Below are 22,507 nucleotides of genomic sequence, written 5' to 3'. Positions count from 1 at the left end.
CTCAGATATTAAGCTGTTCAGACAATAATATTATTGAAGTTGTTGGAAATATAGTTAAGTGATAGAATAGACAAGAGTTGAAGTTTACCGGTTTTACTGTGTTGCCTTATGAAAATAATGTCCTGCAGGCATATTTTCCTTTTTCTAAAGTAACGCAGTAACTGCCTTACTAATAATCGGAAAGGACCTATAGTATGAAGAAGCCGGAAGTATTCTATAAAAAGAGGATAGAACGATATAAAAAGCTTAACAGGAAACAAAACAGACTGGTAAATACCATTAGTAATGTCAGGCTTTTGATTTTTATTGCCGGCATATTGGTTACGCTGGTAGTTTATTATATAGGATTGCGTATTCTGAGTATTGCCTCAGCTTTGTCAGCTATATGCGCATTCATTTATATAGTATGGAACCACATCAGATTGATAAATAATAGAAGCTGTACGACTTCTATTGTCAAAATAAATGAAAACTCGCTAAAAAGACTGATTGGTGAATGGAAAGAGTTTGAAGATACGGGAGAAGAGTACTCCGATAAGGAGCATGAGTATTCTTTTGACCTGGATTTATTCGGAAAGGGCTCATTGTTTCAAATGATTAATGTAACTCAGACATTTTCAGGCAGGACAATACTGAAAAATACTCTTGTCAAACCTGAAAAACAGGCTAGTCAAATTGAAAAGAGGCAGCAGGCGATAGAAGAGCTTTCTCAAAAGCTGAGTTGGAGGCAGCGGTTTACAGCTGAAGGAATGAGTATATCTAGTGAAGCATTGGACCCACAGTTTTTATTTGATTGGGCAGAAAAAGAAAACCTTTTTTACCGTAAGACCTGGGTGAAGGTTGCATTTAAGTTATTTCCTGCTTTTACATTTATACTGTTTTCAATTTCATTGGTTACCGGCATACTTTCTTTTTATATACCTTTGATTCTTTTGGCAGTACAGCTGGTAGTGCTAAAGATAAATTCCAAGGATAGAGGTAAGGAACTGGAGGCTGTAAGCAGGTACAGGGATAGTATAAAGGTTTATGACAGGCTGTTTAAATTGGTTGAAAGCAAACAGTTTTCATCCGTATACCTGGTCGATTTAAAAGAAAAGCTTATTAATGAAAACGGCCTTACGGCTTCAAAACAGATATACAGGCTTTCAAAGCTGGTAGACTCTATTTCAAACCGCTACAATGCTTTTTATATGGTATTTGATATTTTTACGTTGTGGGATTATCAATGCCAGATTTCACTTGAGGATTGGAAACAGGCGTCAGGGGTTTACCTGAGAAGGTGGCTTGAGGTTATTGGGGAGATAGAGGCACTTTCCAGTCTCTCACAACTTGCGTATGACAATCCGGATTGGGTAATGCCTAGACTGGAAGAGTCACTGGTTTTGTTTAAAGCGAGGCATATGGGACATCCTTTGTTAGGTAATAAAAGGATATGTAATGATTTGGTTTTTGATCAGGATGCAAAAGTTCTATTGATTACCGGTTCGAACATGTCCGGGAAAAGTACGCTTCTTAGGACGGCAGGCATTAACCTGGTTTTGGCATATGCAGGGTCACCCGTTTGTGCTGCAGAGTTTTCGTGTTCAATTTTTGATATTCATACATGCATGCGTGTTAGTGACAATCTGGAAAAGAGTATTTCGTCCTTTTATGCTGAATTAATCCGGATAAAGGCTATAGTTACGGCAGCGCGCGAGGGAAGGAGGATTTTTTTCCTTCTGGATGAGATTTTTAAAGGGACTAATTCAGCAGACAGGCATACCGGAGCTAAGGTACTGGTTAAAAAGCTGTCTGAGAGTGCTTCGATAGGTCTTGTTTCAACACATGATCTTGAGCTAGGCGAGCTTGAGGATGAGGATAAAAGAATAAAAAACTATCATTTCAGAGAGTATTACAAGGGAAATGAAATATTTTTCGATTTTAAGCTCCATCAGGGTATATCAAAAACCAGGAATGCCATCTATCTGATGAAGATGGCGGGGATAGATTTTGATTAAACTTAGTATACATAAGTAAACCTACTGTAAGTTTATGCATATAATGTAATATTTACAGGAGGTTGGTAATATGGCAGTTATTTATGTTTATAATCCTGCTTCAAACTCTATGGAAACTTATATACGTGGCTTAAGTGAGCCTATGCCTTATAATAGGGGCAATACGTTAAGTGTTGATGAATTCCGTGCTAACTCAAGAGCAAACGTAATATGGACGGACAGAAGAACAATGGACGCATGGAATGCTACAAGAAGTGCCTGGGGGCGTAGTATTCCTGTTGGATTTGCTTTTAAGCGAATATGGGAAGGCGGGCATTCTCCCCAATCACAACATTATGCCGGTACTGCTCTGGATGTAGCACAAGCGTATGACCCTGCTACTAGAAACAGGTTCCGGAATTTTGCCGAAAGCTTGGGAGTATGGACGTATGTGGAACCCGCGTATCTTACTCCGACATGGGTCCATGTAGATAAAAGGACGGGAGTTCCGGCATGTGGCGCCGGTTTTCCTACACTAGCGCAGGGCAGTGTGGGAGTTTATGTATTAGTGCTTCAGGATGCATTGAATGCAGTAGGGTTTCCAGGAGCAGGACTTGACGGATATTTTGGACCTGGTACAAGAGACGCCCTCATGGGCTTTCAAAGGACTCAAGGCCTTACTACGGATGGCGTAGCAGGATGTGCTACGTGGAGGGCACTGACATCAAGGGCTGTAGGAATAGGAAGAACAGGAACAGTTATAGATTAGCTAGCAGCTTGTAGTACCTATATATCCGGTCTAGTAACGCTAGCCGGATTGATTCAGGTAATCCAAAAAAGAATTTGGTTACCTGGTTTTTTTTATACTATATGGCAATAATTATAATCAGGCACTCTAAAAACACTTTTACTAAGAGTTGTAAGACTTTTATAGAGTATTATTCAATATCTGGGCAAACGATCTGTAAACTATGCCAAATATTAAGGTATATTGTGTATTACAAAATACATTGCTATAATTTTATCAGGTAGGACAATCCATAAGAAAGTTTATCAGCACTATAAAGTAATCATATAAACAGTTTTATAAAACAGGAGTGCTTGCTAATGACAGAACGTGCTATTTTTAAAGATGAAGTAAAATATGAGCTGAAAAGGCCTAAAATGTATAAAGTAATATTGCTTAACGATGACTATACTACAATGGAATTTGTAGTACAAGTACTTGTAGTCATATTTCACAAATCAGCTGCAGATGCAACAAGGATCATGCTAGATGTACATGAGAAGGGGAAAGGTATAGTTGGTACTTATACCTATGATGTAGCCATAACAAAAATAATTCAGGTAGAGGATATGGCAAAAGAAAGGGAATTCCCTCTTAAGGCAATTATAGAAGAGGAATAGAAGGAGGAGGTTAATTTGAGGCTGGACAACACTATGGACAAGATACTGGTTGCGGCTTATAACGAAGCTAAATTTCGCAGCCATGAGTATTTTACGCCTGAACATATATTGTATTCTTCATTGTTTTTTATTGAAGCAGTGGAGATAATAGAAAACGCAGGAGGGGACATCGAGGCTCTGAAAAAAGATATACACCAATTTTTGGATGAAAACATACCAGTGATTGAAGATGCTGAGCCTGTGGCGTCTGCAGGGGTAAGCAGTATAATGCAGATATCTGCATCTCATGCGGTGTCATCGGGAAAGAAGATAATAAAAGTAGGGGATATATTTGCAGCAATCCTGGAGGAAAAGGAATCTTTTGCAGGTTATTATCTCCAGAAAAACGGTGTTACCAGAATGGGAGTACTTAAATTTATATCACACGGTGTTTCTGTTTTTTCAAAAAAGGATGATGAAAGCTCCCGGGAGACAAGAGATTCTATAAAATATGAAGAAGAGAAAAAAAGTGAAAATGAAAAGGAGTTTATCGGGTTATTTACCATAGAACTTACAGAAAAGGCCAGAAGAGGTGAGATTGATCCTCTGATAGGAAGGGAAGACGTACTTCTGAGGACTATACAGATTTTATCCAGAAGGCTTAAAAACAACCCGGTACATGTGGGGGATCCTGGTGTCGGAAAGACAGCTATAACAGAAGGATTGGCCAAGCTGATTATTGAAGGGAAAGTACCTAGGATTTTACAGGACAGCAAAATATACTATCTGGATATGGGTTCACTGATAGCAGGGACGAAGTATAGAGGCGATTTTGAAGAACGCATAAAAAAAGTCTTACATGAAATCGAAAAGCAAGGCAAAGCTATTATTTATATAGATGAAATTCATACAGTAGTTGGGGCAGGCGCAGTTTCGGGTGGTGCAATGGATGCATCGAACATACTTAAACCTTTCCTTGTATCGGGTAGGCTCAGGTTTATAGGTTCTACCACTTATGAAGAATATAAAAAGTATTTTGATAAAGACAGGGCGCTATCAAGGCGCTTTCAAAAGATTGAGGTTAAGGAACCTTCAGTTGAGGATACGTGTAAAATATTAGTTGGATTAAAGGACAAGTATGAAGAGTATCATAATGTGAGGTATTCTGAGGATGCATTGAGACTTGCTGCCGAGTTATCTGCCAGATATATCAATGACAGGCATTTACCGGATAAGGCCATAGATGTGATTGATGAAGCAGGTGCAAGAGCAAGGCTGGAAGCTGACGATGAGAATGAGATTGTAGACATAACGGGGAAGGACATAGAAAAAGTAGTATCTTTTATAGCAAAAATACCGGAACAAAGTGTATCAGGAGATGAGACGCAAAAACTAAAAGAATTGGATATACTTATCAAAAAAAATATATTTGGACAGGATCAGGCAGTTGATACTGTAGTTAAAGCGATAAAAAGATCTAGAGCAGGATTCAGCGAAGGAGAAAAACCGGTAGCTTCACTTTTGTTTGTAGGACCAACCGGGGTGGGTAAGACTGAACTATCAAAACAACTAGCTTCGCTGCTGGGTATTCCGCTGATACGTTTTGACATGAGCGAATATCAGGAAAAACACACTGTTGCGAGGTTAATAGGAGCTCCTCCTGGATATGTAGGGTATGAAGAGGGTGGACTATTAACCGATTCTGTCAGGAAAACACCGCACTGTGTATTACTGCTGGATGAAATAGAAAAGGCCCATCCGGACATATTTAATGTACTCCTTCAAGTTATGGATTATGCTACATTGACGGATAATAATGGTAAGAAGGCTGATTTTAGGAATGTAATAGTGATAATGACTTCAAATGCAGGTGCAAGAGAGATAGGGCGTACAATGATAGGCTTTGAAAAAAGAGTTATAGACCATGGGGCTATTATTAAGGAAGTTGAGAGAGTCTTCTCTCCCGAATTCAGGAACAGGCTGGATGATGTAGTTGTTTTCAAACACATAAACATAGATATGGCACTTTTGATTGCAAAGAAGGCAATTGGCAGGTTTGAAGAGCAGCTTGCGGCTAAGGGGATTGGACTAAAGGTTACAGGTGCTTGTTATGAGTGGCTTGCTGAGAAAGGTATTTCATCAGTTTACGGAGCCAGGGAAATTCTGAGATTGATACAGGAGAAGATAAAAACATACTTTGTGGATGAGGTATTGTTCGGAGAGCTGGCTGCAGGCGGAACTGCAGTTATAGATATAAAGGATGGGGAGATAGACATCCATAAGGAAAAGTAGAAAGCAAACCACTACTAATGACATACAGGAAAGGCAGATGGGTTATGCCTGTATATAGGCTTAATAATGACTTGATATTCCCAAATCCCGAGCTGGCGGACAAGGACGGTTTGTTGGCTGTAGGTGGAGATTTATCCTCTGAAAGATTGCTGCTGGCATATTTCAATGGCATATTTCCATGGTATACCCGGGGACAGCCCATACTTTGGTGGTCACCAGACCCCAGGTTTGTGCTTTTTCCGGGAGACATAAGGGTGTCAAAATCCATGAGGAAGTTTCTTAAAAAGGAAGTATATACAATAACTATTGACAAGTGTTTCAAAGAAGTAATGACTGCATGCGGCAGATTGAGGTCGGATGATACATGGATTACCGGAGATATGATAGATGCTTACTGCAAACTGCATTATGAAGGTTTTGCACATTCGGTTGAAACCTGGTATCAGAACCGGCTTGTCGGCGGTTTATACGGAGTATCACTGGGAAAATGTTTTTTTGGAGAATCAATGTTTTCTACTATGGATAATGCTTCAAAAGCAGCACTTATAACTCTGTCTTCAAAACTTATGGAGAAAGGCTTTTTATTTATAGACTGCCAGGTTTATACAGAGCATCTTGAATCAATGGGTGCTGTGAAAATCCCGCGCAAGGATTTTCTCGAACAGTTGGAAAGAGGGATTGCTTATGAGACGATAAGGGGAATGTGGAGCGATTTCTAGCACAAAAATAAACCGGCTAAACTATCTTTACACATGTATTCATGAATGCTACTTTTCAGAATGTAGGATTTTGGAAGGGGCTTTTAGAAAAACTTTAATGCATCATTCTCCTCCCCAGCACAATCCAAAACTTTTATTTCGCTGTCATAGGCAGTCTGTATTTTATACCTTCCTTAGAATCACATCATCATCAACAATTCCAGGCAATCAGCAAAACAATCTAAGTAACTTAGTGAAAGACAATAAAAATGTATACCCATATTTAGTCGATTACATTGACAAATAATAAGGAGCATAATATAATGTACATATGACTAAATAAATAATATAGTCATATAGAAACAGGAGGGAATATGCCGAAAGGTTTTACTGAGCGCGAAAAGGAAATCATAAACAAAAAGCTTATTGAAAAAGGTAAAGAATTTTTATCGATATACGGTATAAAGAAAACAAGTGTTGAGGATCTTACAAGAGCAGCAGGAATATCCAAAGGTGCATTTTATGTTTTTTATAATTCAAAGGAAGAACTGTTTTTTGAGATATTTGAACAATTTGAAAAGGAAATCAAGGAACAGCTTTTTGGGGATTTCATAAAATCCGGGGAAGTAACTAAAAGCAGCTTTAAGACTCTGGTAAGGAATGCTTTGGAAGTACTGGCGTCGCACCCCATAATGAAAAGCCTGAATAAGGAAGAGCTGGAGTATCTGATGAGAAAGCTGCCGCCTGAAAAATTACAGTCACATATGAACGAAGACACAAACTTCACAACCTTGATTTACGAAATGCTGGATAAAAAAGGTATTATTAGGGAGTGCGATCCTGAAATCCTGTCGGGCATGTTTAGGGGCTTGGCTTTTATGTGTTTTCATAAGGATGATATAGGCAGTGATATTTTCCCGGAAGTAATAAATCTTTTTGCAGACATGATTTCAAATTATTTTTTAAAAGACTAGAACAAGGAGTGGTCAAGATGTTTTTAGAGATAAAGAATGTAACTAAAATTTATAAAACCGGAACAGTCATATTTAAAGCGCTGAATAATGCAAGTACATCTATAGACAGAGGGCAGATTGGAGTTATACTGGGTCCCTCGGGATCGGGTAAATCCACATTGCTAAATGCGATAGGTGGTATTGATCCTGTTGACAGCGGTACTGTAGTTGTAGACGGAAGTGACATCAGTAAAATGAACGACAATCAGTTGACTGAGTACAGAAGGGAGTCTGTAGGATTTGTATTTCAATTCTATAATCTTATTCCTAATCTTACTGTATACGAAAATGTAGAAGTGTCAGCGAATATCAGTAAAAACCCGTTGCCGATCGATGAAATACTTGAAGCTGTAGGTATGAAGGACATGCGGGACAGATTCCCCAGAGAGCTGAGCGGGGGACAGCAGCAGAGAGTATCTATAGCGAGGGCTCTGGTAAAGAATCCGAAGCTTCTTTTATGCGATGAACCTACAGGGGCTCTCGATTTTGCTACATCAAAAGAAATACTTAAGCTTATTGAGAGTGTGAATCAAAGATTCAATACGACTATACTGATAATTACCCATAACAGCCCTATCAGTGAAATGGCTCACAGGGTGATAAAGCTAAGAAGCGGGGAGATAGTAGAAGACAGGACCAATGTTAATGTTATACCGGCAGAAGGGGTTGAGTGGTAATGGTACTTAATAAAAAAGTTCTGAGAACTATGAAAGAACATAAATCAAGATACATAGGGGCCTTTTTTCTGGTGTTATTAAGCTGTATGCTGTATGTATCCTTTAGTATTGCAGGTCCGAACATAATGGACGGTATAGATGCTTTCAGAACAGAAAACATGGTAGAAGACGCTTATTTTTCTATACAGAAGCCTCTTGAGAGTATAGATTTGCTTGAGAAAAAATTTGATATTATTCTGGAAGAGCGGAAGTCCATAGATTACAAGTATGATACTGAAACTACACTGCGGATTCTAATGGAAACGGAAAAGCTGGACAGATATGTAGCTTCAAAAGGTTCAAAAATCAAACATGGTAAAGAGATCTTGGTAGATCCCAAATTTGCGGAAGCACATAATCTGAATATTGGACAGTATGTGAAAATAGATGGGGTTGACTTTAAACTTGTGGGCTATATGGCGTCGCCTGACTATATAAATCCCCTTAAAACAGAAAGTGACTTGCTGCATAATCCCGATGCCTTTGGTATTGCTGTCGTTTCAAGAGAAGACTTCAAGAGTTTTGAAGACAGTCTCAGTTATTTCAGTGTTAAGTTTAACGCAAACAATATTCAGCAGCTGAAAGACTATCTTAATAACGGCAACATAATTCTAAAGTGGGTCAACAGCGAAGACAACCCAAGAATTTCTGGTATTGATGGTGATGCTGAAGCCAACTTCAAGGCAGGGAAAATCATACCTGTCATTATTCTGATAATTACCTGTTTTCTTATTGCAGTAGTATTGTGGAGGCTGCTGAAAGGTGAGTTTGTCCAGATTGGTACACTATATGCATTAGGATACAGGAAGATTGAGATATTAAAGCATTATCTCAGCTATGCTGTCATACTTTCTATTTCCGGGAGTATCCTGGGAACCATACCGGGACTCATGCTTGTGAAAACTTTGTTTTACAGCATTTATATCCAATATAATGTACCTGATTTTACCGTTGAATATAATGCTGTGAGTATTATTTTCAGCCTCATACTGCCTTTTGCCTTTTTAGTTCCCACTACAGCCTTCGTTGTTATGAAAGCGCTCTGTATGTCACCTCTTGTTTTGATAAGGGGCGGTGGAAACAAGGTTAAGGTTGGGTTTATTGAAAAGAAGGTTAAACTTAACAGGTTTAGGTTTGATACTAAGTTTAAGATCAGAGAGCTGGTAAGAAATATTCCGAGAACTATTCTCATGGTTGCAGGTGTTGCCTTTGCTTCTATGCTTCTGCTTTTCGGATTTTCACTTTCTGATTCTATGAACGGAATGATTAAGGATAGCTATATAAATGTGTACAAATATAACTATTTTTACAGGCTTAACTCCATACAGACGGATAAACCGGTTAGTGGCGAGAAAACTTCCGTTATGCCGTTTTCGGCAGAAGACAGCGATGGGAAAAGAATTTCCTTTAAAATACAAGGGATTCAGGGAAATGCACGCCTCATTGTATTAAAAGATAATGGCGGCAAGCTATTAAGCTTTGAACGGGTGATAATCACCAGGCCGCTGGCAGATAAACTTATGCTGGAAGCAGGAGACAGCATTTCTGTTGAAAATAAAATAGATTCAAAAAAAGCGGATATTGTAGTTGATTCAATAGCAGAGACATTTATTGGCGACTTTATTTTCATGCCAATAGACAGATTTAATTCTACTTTCAAATACCCGGAGGGGGGATATTCTGGCTTGATGTCGGAAATTGAAATGGATATTGAGCGAGGGAAACTTGCTTCAACTTTAAAAATAAGTGATATAGTAGACGGCTATAAAAATATGATGGAGCCTTTAAGGATGATAGTAGGGATAATAGGGGGAGTTGCACTTATAATTGGTTTGATTATCGTTTATATAGTTACTTCTCTTGTGATAGAAGAAAATAGGGCAAACATATCACTTATGAAAATTCTGGGCTACAGCAGGAAGAAAATATACTCGCTGATACTGAACGGCAACTTTATTCTGGTTATTTTAGGTTACGCAATATCCATTCCGCTTATAATATCTGCTGTCGATAATATCTTGCTGGAGATTACATCAAAAATGGATATCACTATTCCGGCAAAACTTGGCTGGGTTAGTATCTTAATAGGATTGATAGCCATTGTCTTCACATATGAATTATCAAAGCTGATTAGCAGAAGCAAGGTAATCAGGATTTCTATGGCAGATAGCCTGAAAAACAGGGTAGAATAAGGTTATCAATAACTAAAGCGAGAAATGACATAATAAAAGCCTGGACAAAATAAAAATATGATTTAGAGGCAGAAGCATAAAAATGCTAATAGTCCTATTATCTATCTTGATTATGAAGCAATTTTAGCTTACAATTATAATGTTTAAACTTAGTTTCTCAAAATGTAAACATACGTTAAAAGATTAACAACCAATTTTAAAGGAGAAATTGATATGGCAAAAATAAGAATGAACGTTCCGCTGGTTGAAATGGATGGGGATGAAATGACCCGGATCATCTGGAAGATGATTAAAGACATACTTTTAGAACCGTACATAGATCTGAAGACAGAGTATTATGATCTGGGCCTTGAGTACAGGGATAAGACAGATGACCAGGTGACTATTGATGCTGCTATGGCTACAAAAAAGTACGGAGTTGCTGTAAAATGTGCAACAATCACTCCTAATGCTCAGAGAGTGGAAGAATACAAACTCAAACAAATGTGGAAAAGCCCAAATGGTACAATAAGGGCTATCCTGGACGGAACTGTTTTCCGTGCTCCGATTGTAGTAGACAGTATAAAGCCTTCGGTAAAAAGCTGGGTAAAGCCTATCACCATTGCAAGACATGCCTATGGTGATGTATATAAAAATGTTGAATTTCAGGTACCTGGTGCCGGAAAAGCCGAGCTTGTTTTTACTTCGGAAAATGGAGAAGTTACAAGACAGACAATCCATGACTTTAAAGATTCAGGAGTTATAATGGGCATGCATAATACTGACAAATCAATAATCAGTTTTGCAAGGGCATGCTTTAACTATGCCTTGGATCAGAAGCAGGATTTGTGGTTTGCTACAAAGGATACTATTTCAAAGAAATATGACCATAGATTCAAAGATTTGTTCCAGGAGATATTTGATGCAGAATATAAGAATAAATTCGAAGCTGCAGGTATTGAATATTTCTATACACTGATAGACGATGCGGTTGCACGTGTTATAAGATCGGAAGGAGGCTTTATCTGGGCCTGTAAAAACTACGACGGGGATGTAATGTCCGATATGGTTGCTACTGCTTTTGGAAGCCTTGCAATGATGACTTCAGTACTTGTTTCACCTGAAGGACATTTCGAGTATGAAGCGGCACATGGAACAGTTACAAGACACTACTACCAGCACCTGAAAGGGCAGGAAACTTCCACAAATGCGATGGCTACGTTGTTTGCATGGACAGGCGCTTTAAGAAAACGTGGAGAGCTGGACAATATACCAGAGCTTGTAGAGTTTGCTGACAAGCTGGAGGCTGCTTCCATTAAGACAATAGAAGAAGGCGCAATGACAAAGGATTTGGCACAGCTTGCAGAGATTGAAAATAAGAAAATTGTAAACACAGAAAATTTCCTGAAAGAAATTAAGTTGCGTTTGGATAATATGTAGTCATCAGCTGTAATATATAAAGTTAACCTGATGTGTGGAATGATATGCTCTACACATCAGGTTTTTTATTGCCTAGGAAAGTTTGGATTTATAATTTCTTCATACATGCTGTATGACATTTGTCATATGAAGTTATTCTTTGAATCACTACCTTTGTGTAGTGATTTTTTTTATTATAGTACTATAAGTTACAGAAATCGACATAAAAGTAAAGGGAGGATTTTAATATGATACTGGAAGTTAATAATCTTGTGAAGCGCTACAATGATTTTCTAGCAGTTGACAATATAAATCTGTCTATAAAAGAAGGCGAGATATTCGGGTTGCTTGGACCAAATGGAGCAGGTAAGACCACTACCATAAGCACAATTACAGGATTGACAAGGATGGACGGCGGCGAACTCAGGATATTGGGCAAAAATATGAAAAGCCATGAAATGGAGATCAAAAGGGATATAGGTATCGTACCTCAGGATATAGCAGTATTTGATGATCTTACCGCTAACGAAAATCTTGATTACTTTGGTAGATTATACGGCTTAAGGGGTAAGGTTTTAAAAGAGAGGATAGAACAGTCTCTTGAATTTACCGGGCTTTTGGATAAGAGAAGAGAATACCCCAAGAAGTTTTCCGGGGGTATGAAAAGAAGACTGAATATTGCTTGCGCCATAGTACATCAGCCTAAATTAATCATTATGGATGAACCGACCGTAGGAATAGACCCACAGTCAAGGAATCATATCCTACAGTCCATCAGAGAGCTGAACAAGATGGGGTCCACCATAATATATACATCTCATTACATGGAGGAAGTTGAAGAAATATGCTCATATATAGTGATTATGGATCATGGAAGAGTAATAGCAAAAGGAACAAAGGATGAATTGAAGGCGCTTGTGGCGTTTGAGGAAAAGGTAGTTATGGAGCTGGCAAACGTAAATTATACAATCATAGATTCCATAAAGAAACTACAGGGTGTAAAAGACACTGTACTAAACGGTAATCAGCTAACTGTCCTGTCCAAGAAAGGCAGCAAGAACTTAAGCAGGATAATTGAATGTATTTCTGAAGCAAACTCTGAAATCATTTCACTAAATATCGATAAGCCTACACTTGAAAGCGTGTTCCTCACGCTTACCGGAAGAACACTGAGAGATTGAGAACGGAATGAAAGCCGGTAGAGGAGATAAAAGAATCTATGAAAGCTGGTTTTGGGTATGAATTTGGTAAGAAAGGTGCGGGGAGGGATACTATGAAATTATTAAGCGTAGCATACTATACGGTTCTAAGAAATATCAGAGACTGGAAATATCTTATTCTACTGGTGATGGCACCGATAGTGACGATACTAATTACCGGAGTCGGTACAGAAGGAGTGAACCTGTACAAACTAACTGAAAAAGTAAAAATTGCGTATTTTAGTGAAGATACAGGGAATTTTGCCCAAGAGTTTGAGGATTTTATATCCTCAGAGCAGGTAAGTAAGAGTTTTGAGGTGAAAAAAGCAGATTCATATCAAACAGGTATGGATAAGGTGAAAGAAGGGAAAATCGAAGCGTTCATATATTTGGACGGTAGCTTTACTGCAAGGATACAAAGAGGGAATAATGCGGGAATAAAAATATACAGCGCAAATAGCATGTCTCCTGTCAAACCGCTGGTAGAAAGTTTTATAAATTCTGCAAACACAGGTATAGCAATAGCGAAACTTGGGAAAACAGGCAATACCGGTGTTTTACAAAGCGGTATAAAAAATATGGCCCTTTCCTCTACGGGTACTGCCCCGAGAGACCGGGACAAGTGGACTTATTTCAATATGCTGATATTCCTGTTCTATGGTGCAATAATGAGTGGGTTTGCCATTACCAGCGAGTATAAGAATAATATACATACCAGGCTGAATACAGCACCAATAAACCCATTGGTAAGTATTACCGGTAAAAATATAGGGCAAACTGTAACGGTATTTATGTGTGCGGTGGTTATCATACTATTTACCGGACTGGTGTTTGAGTCTGACTGGAGTGGAAATATTGGAATTATCCTATTGGTGTACTTGCTGTACTCGGCTATAGCTGTATGCCTGGGCTCTATACTCGGGCTTCTTGTCAGAAAAATAAGTATTATAGTGTTGGTAATAATTACGCTTGATGCACTCCTGTTCAATGCCAGCGGTTTAGGATGGGGTGAAAGCGGCGATTTTGCACTAAACCTTTCTCTTATAAGCCCTCATCATTATGCTGCGGAGGCCTTAATAAACAATATATTTGATGGTTCTTCAGAGAAGATAAATTCATCATTAATTGCTCTTGCTGCGGGAGCTTTTGTTATGGCAGCCTTAAGCCTCATACTAGGAAGGAGGAAAGCAGTATGACTGTATTTAGGAATACCCTTAAAAGGATAATGAAAAGCAAGCTTCAGTTTGCAGCCTTAATCATAACTCCTGTTATTTTTTTGGTATTAATCGCATATAGTATAAATTCTGACAAGAGCAGCACACTTAAGGCAGCTATTATAGATAATGACAGAACAGCTTTTAGTGCCATGCTAATGAAAGGCATGGAAAACAAGGCAAACATTAGTGAGGTTAAAATAGACGGAATCCGGAAAAGTGTTGTAAATGGAGAAATTGATTATGTTCTTGTTATACCGGAGAATTTCACTGCAAGCATACTTGAAGGGGAAGATAGGCAGTTGGAGGGTTATTTTCTGAAGAATTCCATCAGATCCTTAACACTGCAGAGATATACTGAGGCCTTTATAGCATCTGCCAAAACTATTGCAAATGCTTTAGACGGCGATGAGAAAAACTTTTATGAGGCTTTAAGTAAGCTTGACCGCGGAATAAAAATGGAATATCAAACTGTTGGTCAGATAGACAGGCTAAAGTCTTATACAACCTTAGGCATGATGCTGATGTTTATGCTTATGAGCTCTATTTTCTTCACTACTCTCATTCTTCAGGACAGGGAGAACAAAACGTTTTATAGAAGTATTTCAGCACCCATCAGTCTTAAGAGCTTTATGCTTCAAAATATTTTTGCATTTTTGATAGTTTCGGTTTTGCAGTCAACACTTCTGCTACTGTCATTAAGGCTGATAGTTGGGCTGTATATGGGTGATGCTATCCTGAAAATGCATCTGATATTTGTATTAGCTTCCATTGCTTCAGTTTCCTTTGGAATTGCTGTCAGTTCTTTTTCAAAAAATGTAATGCAGGCTTGCTTCACCGGCTTGTTTATTGTTTTTCCAATGACATTTCTCGGAGGCTGCTGGTGGAACAATAAGCATTCAACTGAGATGATAAGAGCAATAGGAAAGTTTACACCTGTTTACTGGCTTATGGAAAGTGTGGATAAAGTGCTGAATGAGCAGGCACTGTCAGCTTTACTTGGTGAAATTGTCATGGTATTGATTTTCTCAGCAGTATTCTTTATGTTTGGTACATGGAGAAGGTCGGATATTGCAAGATAAACAGATATATGAGCAGAAAAATAGTATAGCGATACTATTTTTCTGCCTTTTTTGCTATAATTAAAATACGAATTCATTTCTTAAAGTTTGACAGAACATTAAGCATTCTTGATTAAAGACATATCAGATGTAAGGGGTACTAAATGAGGTATATATATAAATCTCTCTTTCTGATTTATGTAATCATATATTTTTCTATGCATGGTTTAGTATCATACGGGGAAATCCTCGTGACCATGCTGATAGCGGCTGTCAATATCTATAAAGAAAGGTTGTATGATTCAGCAGCTCTTGTTATTATTTCTTTTGGACTTATATGCACAGCGGTTCACTATAATGATTCACTGGGGATACTGTTTGGCATTACGGCGTTCGATCTTGTCACTAAAAGGATGTACGTAGGCCTGATTCCTCTGACAGCAGCTATTCCGTATTTTTTGCTGGATAAACCCAATTTTGTATTAATAGTGATGATTGCAATAGTTTCCGGACTTTTTGCTTATGTAATCCAGTATTCCGAAGTTAAAGAAAAGAAGTATAAAGCAATTCTTGATGAAGAAAGGCGATTGCGCTACGAGCTTGAGACTGCCAAAATGAAACTGTTGAACTCTACCAGGGATATTGCATATCTTGCTGAAGTAAGAGAGCGAAACAGAATTGCAAGAGACATCCATGACAATATAGGACACAGCATAGCAGGTATTCTTATTCAGCTTCAAGCTGCATACAAGCTTTTTGACCGTGACGGACAGAAATCAAAAGGTATTATGAAAAAATCCATAGACAGTCTTGCAGAGGCAGTTACGCTTCTAAGGGATACTGTTCATAACATAAAACCGAGAGAAATTCTGGGTGCTGAATATATAAAAAGTATTATTGATGAGTTTGGGTTTTGCCCCATTGATTTTCAGTTTTCCGGTGATTTTGGTTCCATCTCTCCTAACTATATGGAAATACTGGCCACAAATATAAAGGAGGCGCTGACAAATGCATCAAAACATTCAAAGGCAAGCAGTGTCAATATAAAAATTGATATAAATGAGAAATTTGTCAGGCTATATATTAAAGATAACGGTGTCGGATGTTCTAAAATGAAGGAAGGGCTTGGAATCAGCGGAATGAAAGAAAGGGCAGCTAACGTGGGTGGAACTATTTCACTGGATTCAAGTGACGGCTTTATGATTGTATGCCTGATGCCGGCAGAAATAGGAGAGGGAGGCTTGTTTAATGAAAGTTCTCATAGTTGATGATGATGCTTTAATAAGGGATGGACTAAAAATACTCCTTGAAATAGAAGAGGATTTTGACGTAATGGGTACTGCGAGCAACGGGCAGGAAGCTTTTGAAATGTGTAAAAGAGAGAAGCCCGACATAGTCTTGATGGATATAAGAATGCCAGTCCTTGATGGCGTATTGGGAACAAAACTTATAAAAGAGCATTTTAGAGATGTTAAAGTTGTTATTCTTACAACTTTCAAGGATGATGAGTATATAAAGGAAGCTGTAAAAAGCGGGGCAGAGGGATATATACTGAAAAATCAATCTTCTGACAGCATTATAGAATGCCTTAGGGCGGTAGGAAAAGGGAATACAGTCTTTGAAAAGGAAGTAGCAGGTGCTCTTACTTCGATGCTAAAGGATGGCGGAAAAAAAGAAATCCGCAGTCTTGACATTACTCAGAGAGAGTTTGACGTGCTGAAGCTTGTAGGAGAGGGACTTTCTAACAAAGAAATAGCAGACAAGCTTTATTTAAGTGAGGGAACCACAAGAAATTATGTGACTGGACTCCTGGAAAAGCTCGGACTGCGGGATAGAACACAGTTGGCTATTTTTTATCTTAAAAATTTCTGAGGTATTGTTATTCCATTCATAGCTAAAAGGACAGGTACTATAATATGGTATCTGCCCTATGATGAGGTTGCACTTAAGGGATATTGGAAGAATTCAAGAATTTTTAGCCTGGACTGGTAATACATAGGTGAACCTTACATGGAAAAATACATGAATACTTTTGACAAGATACATAATGTAGCTGAATAAATAAGCGCAGAGGTATAAATCCTGCGCTTATTTATTGACTTTGGTAACATTATGAAGTATAATTAAAATACCGACCGTCGGTAGGAATGTTGTAAAGGATGAGTATTAATGACAAAGAAGGAATCAAAAGATAAACGTATCGGAGATATACTGAATGCAGCTGTAGATGAGTTTTTGGACAAAGGCTATGAGAATGCATCCATGGAATCTATTGCAAGAAAGGCAGGAGTCAGCAAAGGTGGGCTTTACCATCATTTCAGGAGCAAGGATGAGGTACTGCTCTACGCTAACGAAAAACTCAATGAGCCTGTAGATGCCATGAAGTCACTTATAAAAGAGCATCCTTGTGTAGAAGAAGGTTTGAAATTTTTCATACGGAGCTACCTGGAATACTGGACGGTTCATAAAAAAGAGCTCATATTCTTCTTTCTCTCAATGACCAAGGCTTTATCTTATAGTGGAATCTTTAATCTATATGAAAAATATCTGGAAGAACATATAGATTTTTTTAGCGGATTGTTCAGAAAGGGAATAGAGTCGGGAGAGTTTATACAGCATGATACTAGGGCCAGTGCTGTTGCGCTTATATCGGCTCTTGACGGAGTACTGGCGTATCTTGTCCTGGATAAGAAACTGAAATTGGATGAGACAATAAAAGGCTTCGGCGAAAAGTTTGTAGATTCGGTTTTAGTTAAGAAATAAATGGGATGAGTTGTACAAAGAATCCATATAAAATGATCTATTAAGGGGGATTTTTATGAGTGGTGCATCGGATTTTCATAATAGGTCACTCAAACGGTCTAAAATAGTATATTTTTCTGGTACCGGCGGGGCAAAGAGGGTTGCAGATTGCTTTGAAAAACTGCTGACAGAAAAAAGTATAGAAGTCCAAAAAGTGTCTTTAGACATGCAGGAATGTAAAGATTGTGGTTTGCAGGAAGAAGAGCAGCTTGCAGACATCTTAATTCTGATTTATGCCGTACATGCCCTTGATGCACCGGAACCTGTGTATGATTGGATCGCAGGACTTCCGTATGGAAACGGAATACCGGTTGCTGTTATTTCTGTTTCAGGAGGGGGAGAGGTTTGGCCGAATTCTGCCTGTCGTGTCGGCAGTATAAAGGAGTTTGAAAGAAAGGGTTATGAAGTAACATATGAACGTATGTTAGTAATGCCATCCAACTGGATAATAGGTATTAATGATCAACTGGGAGGGTGGCTGTTAAGAGTATTGCCTTTAAAGGCTGAGTGTTGTATTTCAGATATACTCTCCGGAGTTCGCCGGAGAACAAGATTGCATATTTCTTCATGGATAATGACAGCAGTTTTAAGTAAACAGGAGAAGAAAGAAGCTAAAAGATTCGGAATGGACCTTAAAATTCATAATAGTTGTACAGGATGCGGGTGGTGTGCAAAGAGCTGCCCCAGAAAAAACATATCAATGGAGAATGGCAATCCGGTGTTTGGTGAGAGATGCATTATCTGTCTTCGATGTATTTATGGATGCCCGTCTAAATCAATATACACTAAAAAATACAGCTTTGTTCAGGTAAAGGAAGGATTTGATCTTAATGCGCTGGAAAAAAGGATGAAAGGTGTTGAGCTTGAGCCTGTTAAGAAGGTATGTAAAGGTGTTCTGCTTTTAGGTGTCCGGAAATATCTGTTAGAGAAGGATTAATAATAAAAAGGAATATTGCAAAAAAAGAACTATTTGGAACATAACCGCACACTATACTGGATAGGAATGTGCGGTTTTATCTATATATAAAGAGATAATATCTTATATGAATTTAGTTTTATTGAATAATTGTGTATAATTATATATAAATAACCCTAAAGCTAAAAATTTGAGCTGTTTATCCAAAAACTCCAGCAGCTTTTGCGAAATTCATAATGTGCTTTAGAGGTGCTTTGCGATATAAAAGCTTATTTGAGGAGGTGTAAAATTTTGTTTGAGATGTTATCTTCCTTGCTTAAGTACATTTTTATTACGGTAATTTATTTGTTCATTTTTGGGGTAATCAGGCTCATATATCTTGATATAAAATCAATTGGTGCAAAGGGCGGGCACTCAGGGGACTCCCCATACCTTAAACTTGTTAACAGGCGTGAACGCCTTGGATTTAAGGTAGAAGAGACCTATATACTTGGCGGGAATGTTGAGCTGGGCCGTTCCGGAAGAAATGGGATTATCCTGAATGATCCTTACATATCAAATAAACATACAAGGTTTGTTTTGCGTAATGGAAAATACTATATTGAGGATATGGGAAGCACCAACGGAACTTTTGTAAACAGCGCACAGATCAATAATGAGGCAGTTGCCCTGAATAACGGTGACCGTATACATATAGGGCAGTTGGATTTCCTGTTTGTGGACAGTGGTACATGAGGTGGATATATGGCATGGATAATCAGTTATAAACGTCCGGTTAGCTTGATAGTATTGGCCGATATTATGGCTTTTGCGCTTTTGTATTTTTACAAGAAACCTTTTGACTGGTACATACTGCTGGCAGGATTCATTGTAATAAGCCTGATATGTACAACATATTTCATAATTGTGAAAAAATCTTTGGGTGATGAGTACCTGTTTTTAATAGTATCAATGCTTGCAAGTATAGGTTTTATAATGATATACCGCCTGGAGCGGGAGCTGGGTTTCAAACAGATCGTTTGGTTTGCCGGGGGTCTGGTACTGTTTTTTATCAGTTATTATATATTCCTGAAAATAAGATTCTGGGATAAGCTGATTGTATATTATATAGCCGCTGCAATTTTGCTCTTTACAGCAACCCTTGTTTTCGGGGAAAACATTAAAGGGTCTACAAACTGGATAGTTATTGCGGGTTATAGTTTTCAACCTGCTGAATTGATTAAAATAATTTTTATCTTTACACTTGCATGCTTCTACAAAAGAGCCGAACAGTATATATCCTTAAGTAAAAAGCTGCTGTTACCGGAAAACAATCTTATGAGGAAACTGGCTGTAAGTTTGATTTCTTACTCGTTTATTGTTTTTTTGATACTGCAAAGGGATTGGGGATCAGCACTATTGTTTTTTATGATTCATTTCACAATGCTATACATTTTTGAGAAAAGCTACTCATTTCTTTTGGTTAATGCGATAACAGCTTTTATTGGCGGTATTGGAGGTTTTCTATTCCTTTACCATATCAAGGTAAGATTTGACACATGGATTAATCCCTGGTCTGATATTGCGGGCAAAGGCTATCAAATTACCCAATCACTCTTTGCGATAGCTACCGGGGGATTTTTTGGTACAGGGATAGGCATGGGGAGGCCTGACCTTATTCCGGAGGTTAATACAGACTTCATTTTTTCGGCTATTTGTGAGGAAATGGGCATATTTGGCGGAGTTGCAGTTATACTGCTCTATTTTATTCTCACATACAGGGGATTCAAAATAGCTTTAAGTGTTGATGATATGTTCAGGAAGGTTGTTGCTCTTGGTATAACCGCAGTATTTGGGTTTCAGACGTTCATAATAGTAGGCGGTGTTATAAAACTGATTCCATTGACAGGTATTACACTGCCATTTATAAGTTATGGCGGGAGTTCATTAACCACAAGCTTTATTGCTCTTGGTATTCTGCAAGCGATTTCTTCAACGGAAAATATTAAAAGGGAGGTATAACAGTTGCCGGAAAATAAGAGAATTGTACATGTCCTTATAGCAATTTGTTTTTTGTTTTTCAGCCTGGTAGCCTACCTTACCTACTTCGAACTGTTCACTAAAGGAAGGATAGTGACAAATTCGTATAATAGGAGGCAATGGGAAAGGGAAGATAATGTTTTACGAGGTAGTATTTTTGATCGAAACGGTGTAGTACTTGCAAAAAGTGTAAGGGTGAAGAACAAACAGGAAAGGGTATATCCTTACGGAGATTTATATGCACATTCTATCGGCTATAACACAAGGGTTTACGGGAGAACGCTGGTCGAATCCGCATATAACGAGTATTTACTGGATATCAGCAGGCTGAGTTCTGTTTTTGGAATGAAGAGCCGATTATCGGACAGCGAAAAGTATGGAAACAATATTTACTTAAGTCTGCATCACAAACTCCAGCTGTATGCGAAAAAGATGATGAGTGGCCGGAACGGTGCTGTTGTGGCGATGAATCCTAAAACCGGAGAAGTATTGGCCATGGTAAGTAATCCGAGTTTTGACCCTGACACAAAAAAACTCTCGGAAAAATGGCAGGAACTTGTAGAATCACAGATATCCCCTTTTCTGCCCAGAGCTACCATGGGGCTATATACAGCCGGATCAACTTTTAAATTAATCATTAGTGCAGCGGCACTGGAAAATGGATTAGAGAGCAGAACTTACGATGATAAGGGTTCTATAACAATAGACGGTAAGAAATTTTCTAATTCCGGCGGAAAAGCATATGGCAGGATAAATATGGAGAAAGCTCTGGCGGTGTCAAGTAATGTTGTTTTTTCACAGCTTGGGGTTGAACTTGGCGAGAGGAAGCTCAGGGATATAACTAAGAGGTTTGGTATCCGTCAGGATATACCATTTGATATACCTGTTAATGAAAGCAGATTTTCATATGACAATATGGGTAAGGCAGATATGGCTGCTGTAGGTATAGGACAGGGGAAAGTCCTTGTTACTCCCCTACACATGGCCATGATAACGGCCTGCATCGCAAATAATGGGGTAATGATGAAACCTATGCTGGTTACACGCATTGAATCTCATCAGGCTAAAGAGGTGAAAAGCATAAGGCCGGCGGTTTTTGCCGATAGGGTCATATCAAGGGAAAATGCATACAAAGTCAGGCAGATGATGAGAGAGGTAGTTCTGAACGGAACCGGCAAAAGTGCTGCCATAAAAGGAATAAATGTGGCAGGTAAAACAGGGACTGCAGAAAATGAGCTGACAGGCAAGCAGGATAATAAGGAGCATACATGGTTTGTCGGGTTTGCACCGGCTGAAGATCCGCAGATAGCGGTTGCTGTTATCCTTGAATATAGTGGCGGTACCGGAGGGAGAACAGCTGCTCCTATTGCAAGAGAAGTGATGAAGCAGTGGCTGGGAAGACAAACAAATTAATTCTTGAAAGTATTGCCCTATTGGTGTAAAATATATAGAAATATCGAGCTCGAAAGAATAAAGTAGTCGATGACGGGGAAAGCGATGTGTGTTTGGAAAAGAGAGCCGGTGGCTGGTGCAAACCGGACGATACATATTAAGAATTCCACCCCTGAGATTTTGATGATGAATCAGACCGCCGCACCGGTTATAGTGCATTAAGCAGGATTGGA

At 38.6% G+C, this 22,507-nt stretch carries 19 protein-coding genes and 1 other annotated feature (1 of these 20 cut by a window edge); all 19 genes read left to right on the top strand.

Annotation, left to right across the window (positions count from 1 at the left end):
* Positions 1–194: 194 nt before the first annotated feature.
* The 19 genes from N3I35_01405 (at position 195) to N3I35_01315 (ending at position 22,295) form a co-directional block, all read left to right on the top strand.
* Positions 195–1,997 (top strand): DNA mismatch repair protein MutS, encoded by a 1,803-nt coding sequence (locus N3I35_01405; protein ID MCX8128738.1) that lies wholly within the window; start codon positions 195–197, stop codon positions 1,995–1,997.
* Positions 1,998–2,067: 70 nt separating this feature from the next.
* On the top strand, positions 2,068–2,745 hold the full coding sequence (locus N3I35_01400) for a peptidoglycan-binding protein (protein MCX8128737.1): 678 nt from the start codon (positions 2,068–2,070) through the stop codon (positions 2,743–2,745).
* Positions 2,746–3,083: 338 nt separating this feature from the next.
* Positions 3,084–3,383, top strand: a complete 300-nt coding sequence (locus N3I35_01395; protein ID MCX8128736.1) for an ATP-dependent Clp protease adaptor ClpS — start codon at positions 3,084–3,086, stop codon at positions 3,381–3,383.
* Between the two features lie 15 nt (positions 3,384–3,398).
* Positions 3,399–5,654, top strand: a complete 2,256-nt coding sequence (clpA, locus tag N3I35_01390) for an ATP-dependent Clp protease ATP-binding subunit ClpA (protein MCX8128735.1) — start codon at positions 3,399–3,401, stop codon at positions 5,652–5,654.
* Between the two features lie 44 nt (positions 5,655–5,698).
* Positions 5,699–6,373, top strand: coding sequence for a leucyl/phenylalanyl-tRNA--protein transferase (aat, locus tag N3I35_01385; GenBank protein ID MCX8128734.1), 675 nt, complete (start codon positions 5,699–5,701; stop codon positions 6,371–6,373).
* Between the two features lie 353 nt (positions 6,374–6,726).
* On the top strand, positions 6,727–7,326 hold the full coding sequence (locus N3I35_01380) for a TetR/AcrR family transcriptional regulator (GenBank protein MCX8128733.1): 600 nt from the start codon (positions 6,727–6,729) through the stop codon (positions 7,324–7,326).
* 17 nt (positions 7,327–7,343) lie between these two features.
* A complete protein-coding gene (locus tag N3I35_01375; protein ID MCX8128732.1) occupies positions 7,344–8,042 on the top strand; it encodes an ABC transporter ATP-binding protein in 699 nt (232 codons plus the stop codon).
* Positions 8,042–10,273, top strand: coding sequence for an FtsX-like permease family protein (locus tag N3I35_01370; protein MCX8128731.1), 2,232 nt, complete (start codon positions 8,042–8,044; stop codon positions 10,271–10,273). The genes N3I35_01375 and N3I35_01370 overlap by 1 nt, the downstream gene beginning before the upstream one ends.
* Positions 10,274–10,486: 213 nt before the next feature.
* Entirely contained in the window at positions 10,487–11,692 is a 1,206-nt protein-coding gene (locus tag N3I35_01365; protein MCX8128730.1) for an NADP-dependent isocitrate dehydrogenase, read from the top strand.
* Positions 11,693–11,919: 227 nt separating this feature from the next.
* A complete protein-coding gene (locus N3I35_01360; GenBank protein ID MCX8128729.1) occupies positions 11,920–12,852 on the top strand; it encodes an ABC transporter ATP-binding protein in 933 nt (310 codons plus the stop codon).
* A 38-nt stretch (positions 12,853–12,890) separates the two neighbouring features.
* A complete protein-coding gene (locus N3I35_01355) occupies positions 12,891–14,066 on the top strand; it encodes an ABC transporter permease (GenBank protein MCX8128728.1) in 1,176 nt (391 codons plus the stop codon).
* Positions 14,063–15,166: an ABC transporter permease gene (locus N3I35_01350; GenBank protein MCX8128727.1), complete on the top strand. Its 1,104-nt coding sequence runs from the start codon at positions 14,063–14,065 to the stop codon at positions 15,164–15,166. The genes N3I35_01355 and N3I35_01350 overlap by 4 nt, the downstream gene beginning before the upstream one ends.
* Before the next feature lie 143 nt (positions 15,167–15,309).
* Entirely contained in the window at positions 15,310–16,413 is a 1,104-nt protein-coding gene (locus N3I35_01345; protein MCX8128726.1) for a sensor histidine kinase, read from the top strand.
* Positions 16,394–17,017 carry a response regulator transcription factor gene (locus N3I35_01340; protein MCX8128725.1) on the top strand — a complete coding sequence of 208 codons (624 nt, stop codon included), beginning with the start codon at positions 16,394–16,396 and terminating at the stop codon, positions 17,015–17,017. Before N3I35_01345 ends, N3I35_01340 begins: the two co-directional genes overlap by 20 nt.
* Positions 17,018–17,314: 297 nt before the next feature.
* Positions 17,315–17,908 carry a TetR/AcrR family transcriptional regulator gene (locus N3I35_01335; protein ID MCX8128724.1) on the top strand — a complete coding sequence of 198 codons (594 nt, stop codon included), beginning with the start codon at positions 17,315–17,317 and terminating at the stop codon, positions 17,906–17,908.
* Positions 17,909–17,963: 55 nt separating this feature from the next.
* Positions 17,964–18,884: an EFR1 family ferrodoxin gene (locus tag N3I35_01330; protein ID MCX8128723.1), complete on the top strand. Its 921-nt coding sequence runs from the start codon at positions 17,964–17,966 to the stop codon at positions 18,882–18,884.
* A gap of 279 nt (positions 18,885–19,163) precedes the next feature.
* Positions 19,164–19,598, top strand: coding sequence for an FHA domain-containing protein (locus N3I35_01325; protein MCX8128722.1), 435 nt, complete (start codon positions 19,164–19,166; stop codon positions 19,596–19,598).
* Positions 19,599–19,607: 9 nt separating this feature from the next.
* Positions 19,608–20,864 (top strand): FtsW/RodA/SpoVE family cell cycle protein, encoded by a 1,257-nt coding sequence (locus N3I35_01320; GenBank protein MCX8128721.1) that lies wholly within the window; start codon positions 19,608–19,610, stop codon positions 20,862–20,864.
* A 3-nt stretch (positions 20,865–20,867) separates the two neighbouring features.
* Positions 20,868–22,295 (top strand): penicillin-binding transpeptidase domain-containing protein, encoded by a 1,428-nt coding sequence (locus N3I35_01315; GenBank protein MCX8128720.1) that lies wholly within the window; start codon positions 20,868–20,870, stop codon positions 22,293–22,295.
* 60 nt (positions 22,296–22,355) lie between these two features.
* Positions 22,356–22,507 (top strand) — a binding site (T-box leader); it runs 51 nt beyond the window's last position.

The organism is Clostridia bacterium, from assembly GCA_026414765.1.
Lineage (GTDB): Bacteria > Bacillota > Clostridia > Acetivibrionales > DSM-27016 > SKW86.
This window is presented reverse-complemented; position numbering and strand designations above follow the sequence as displayed.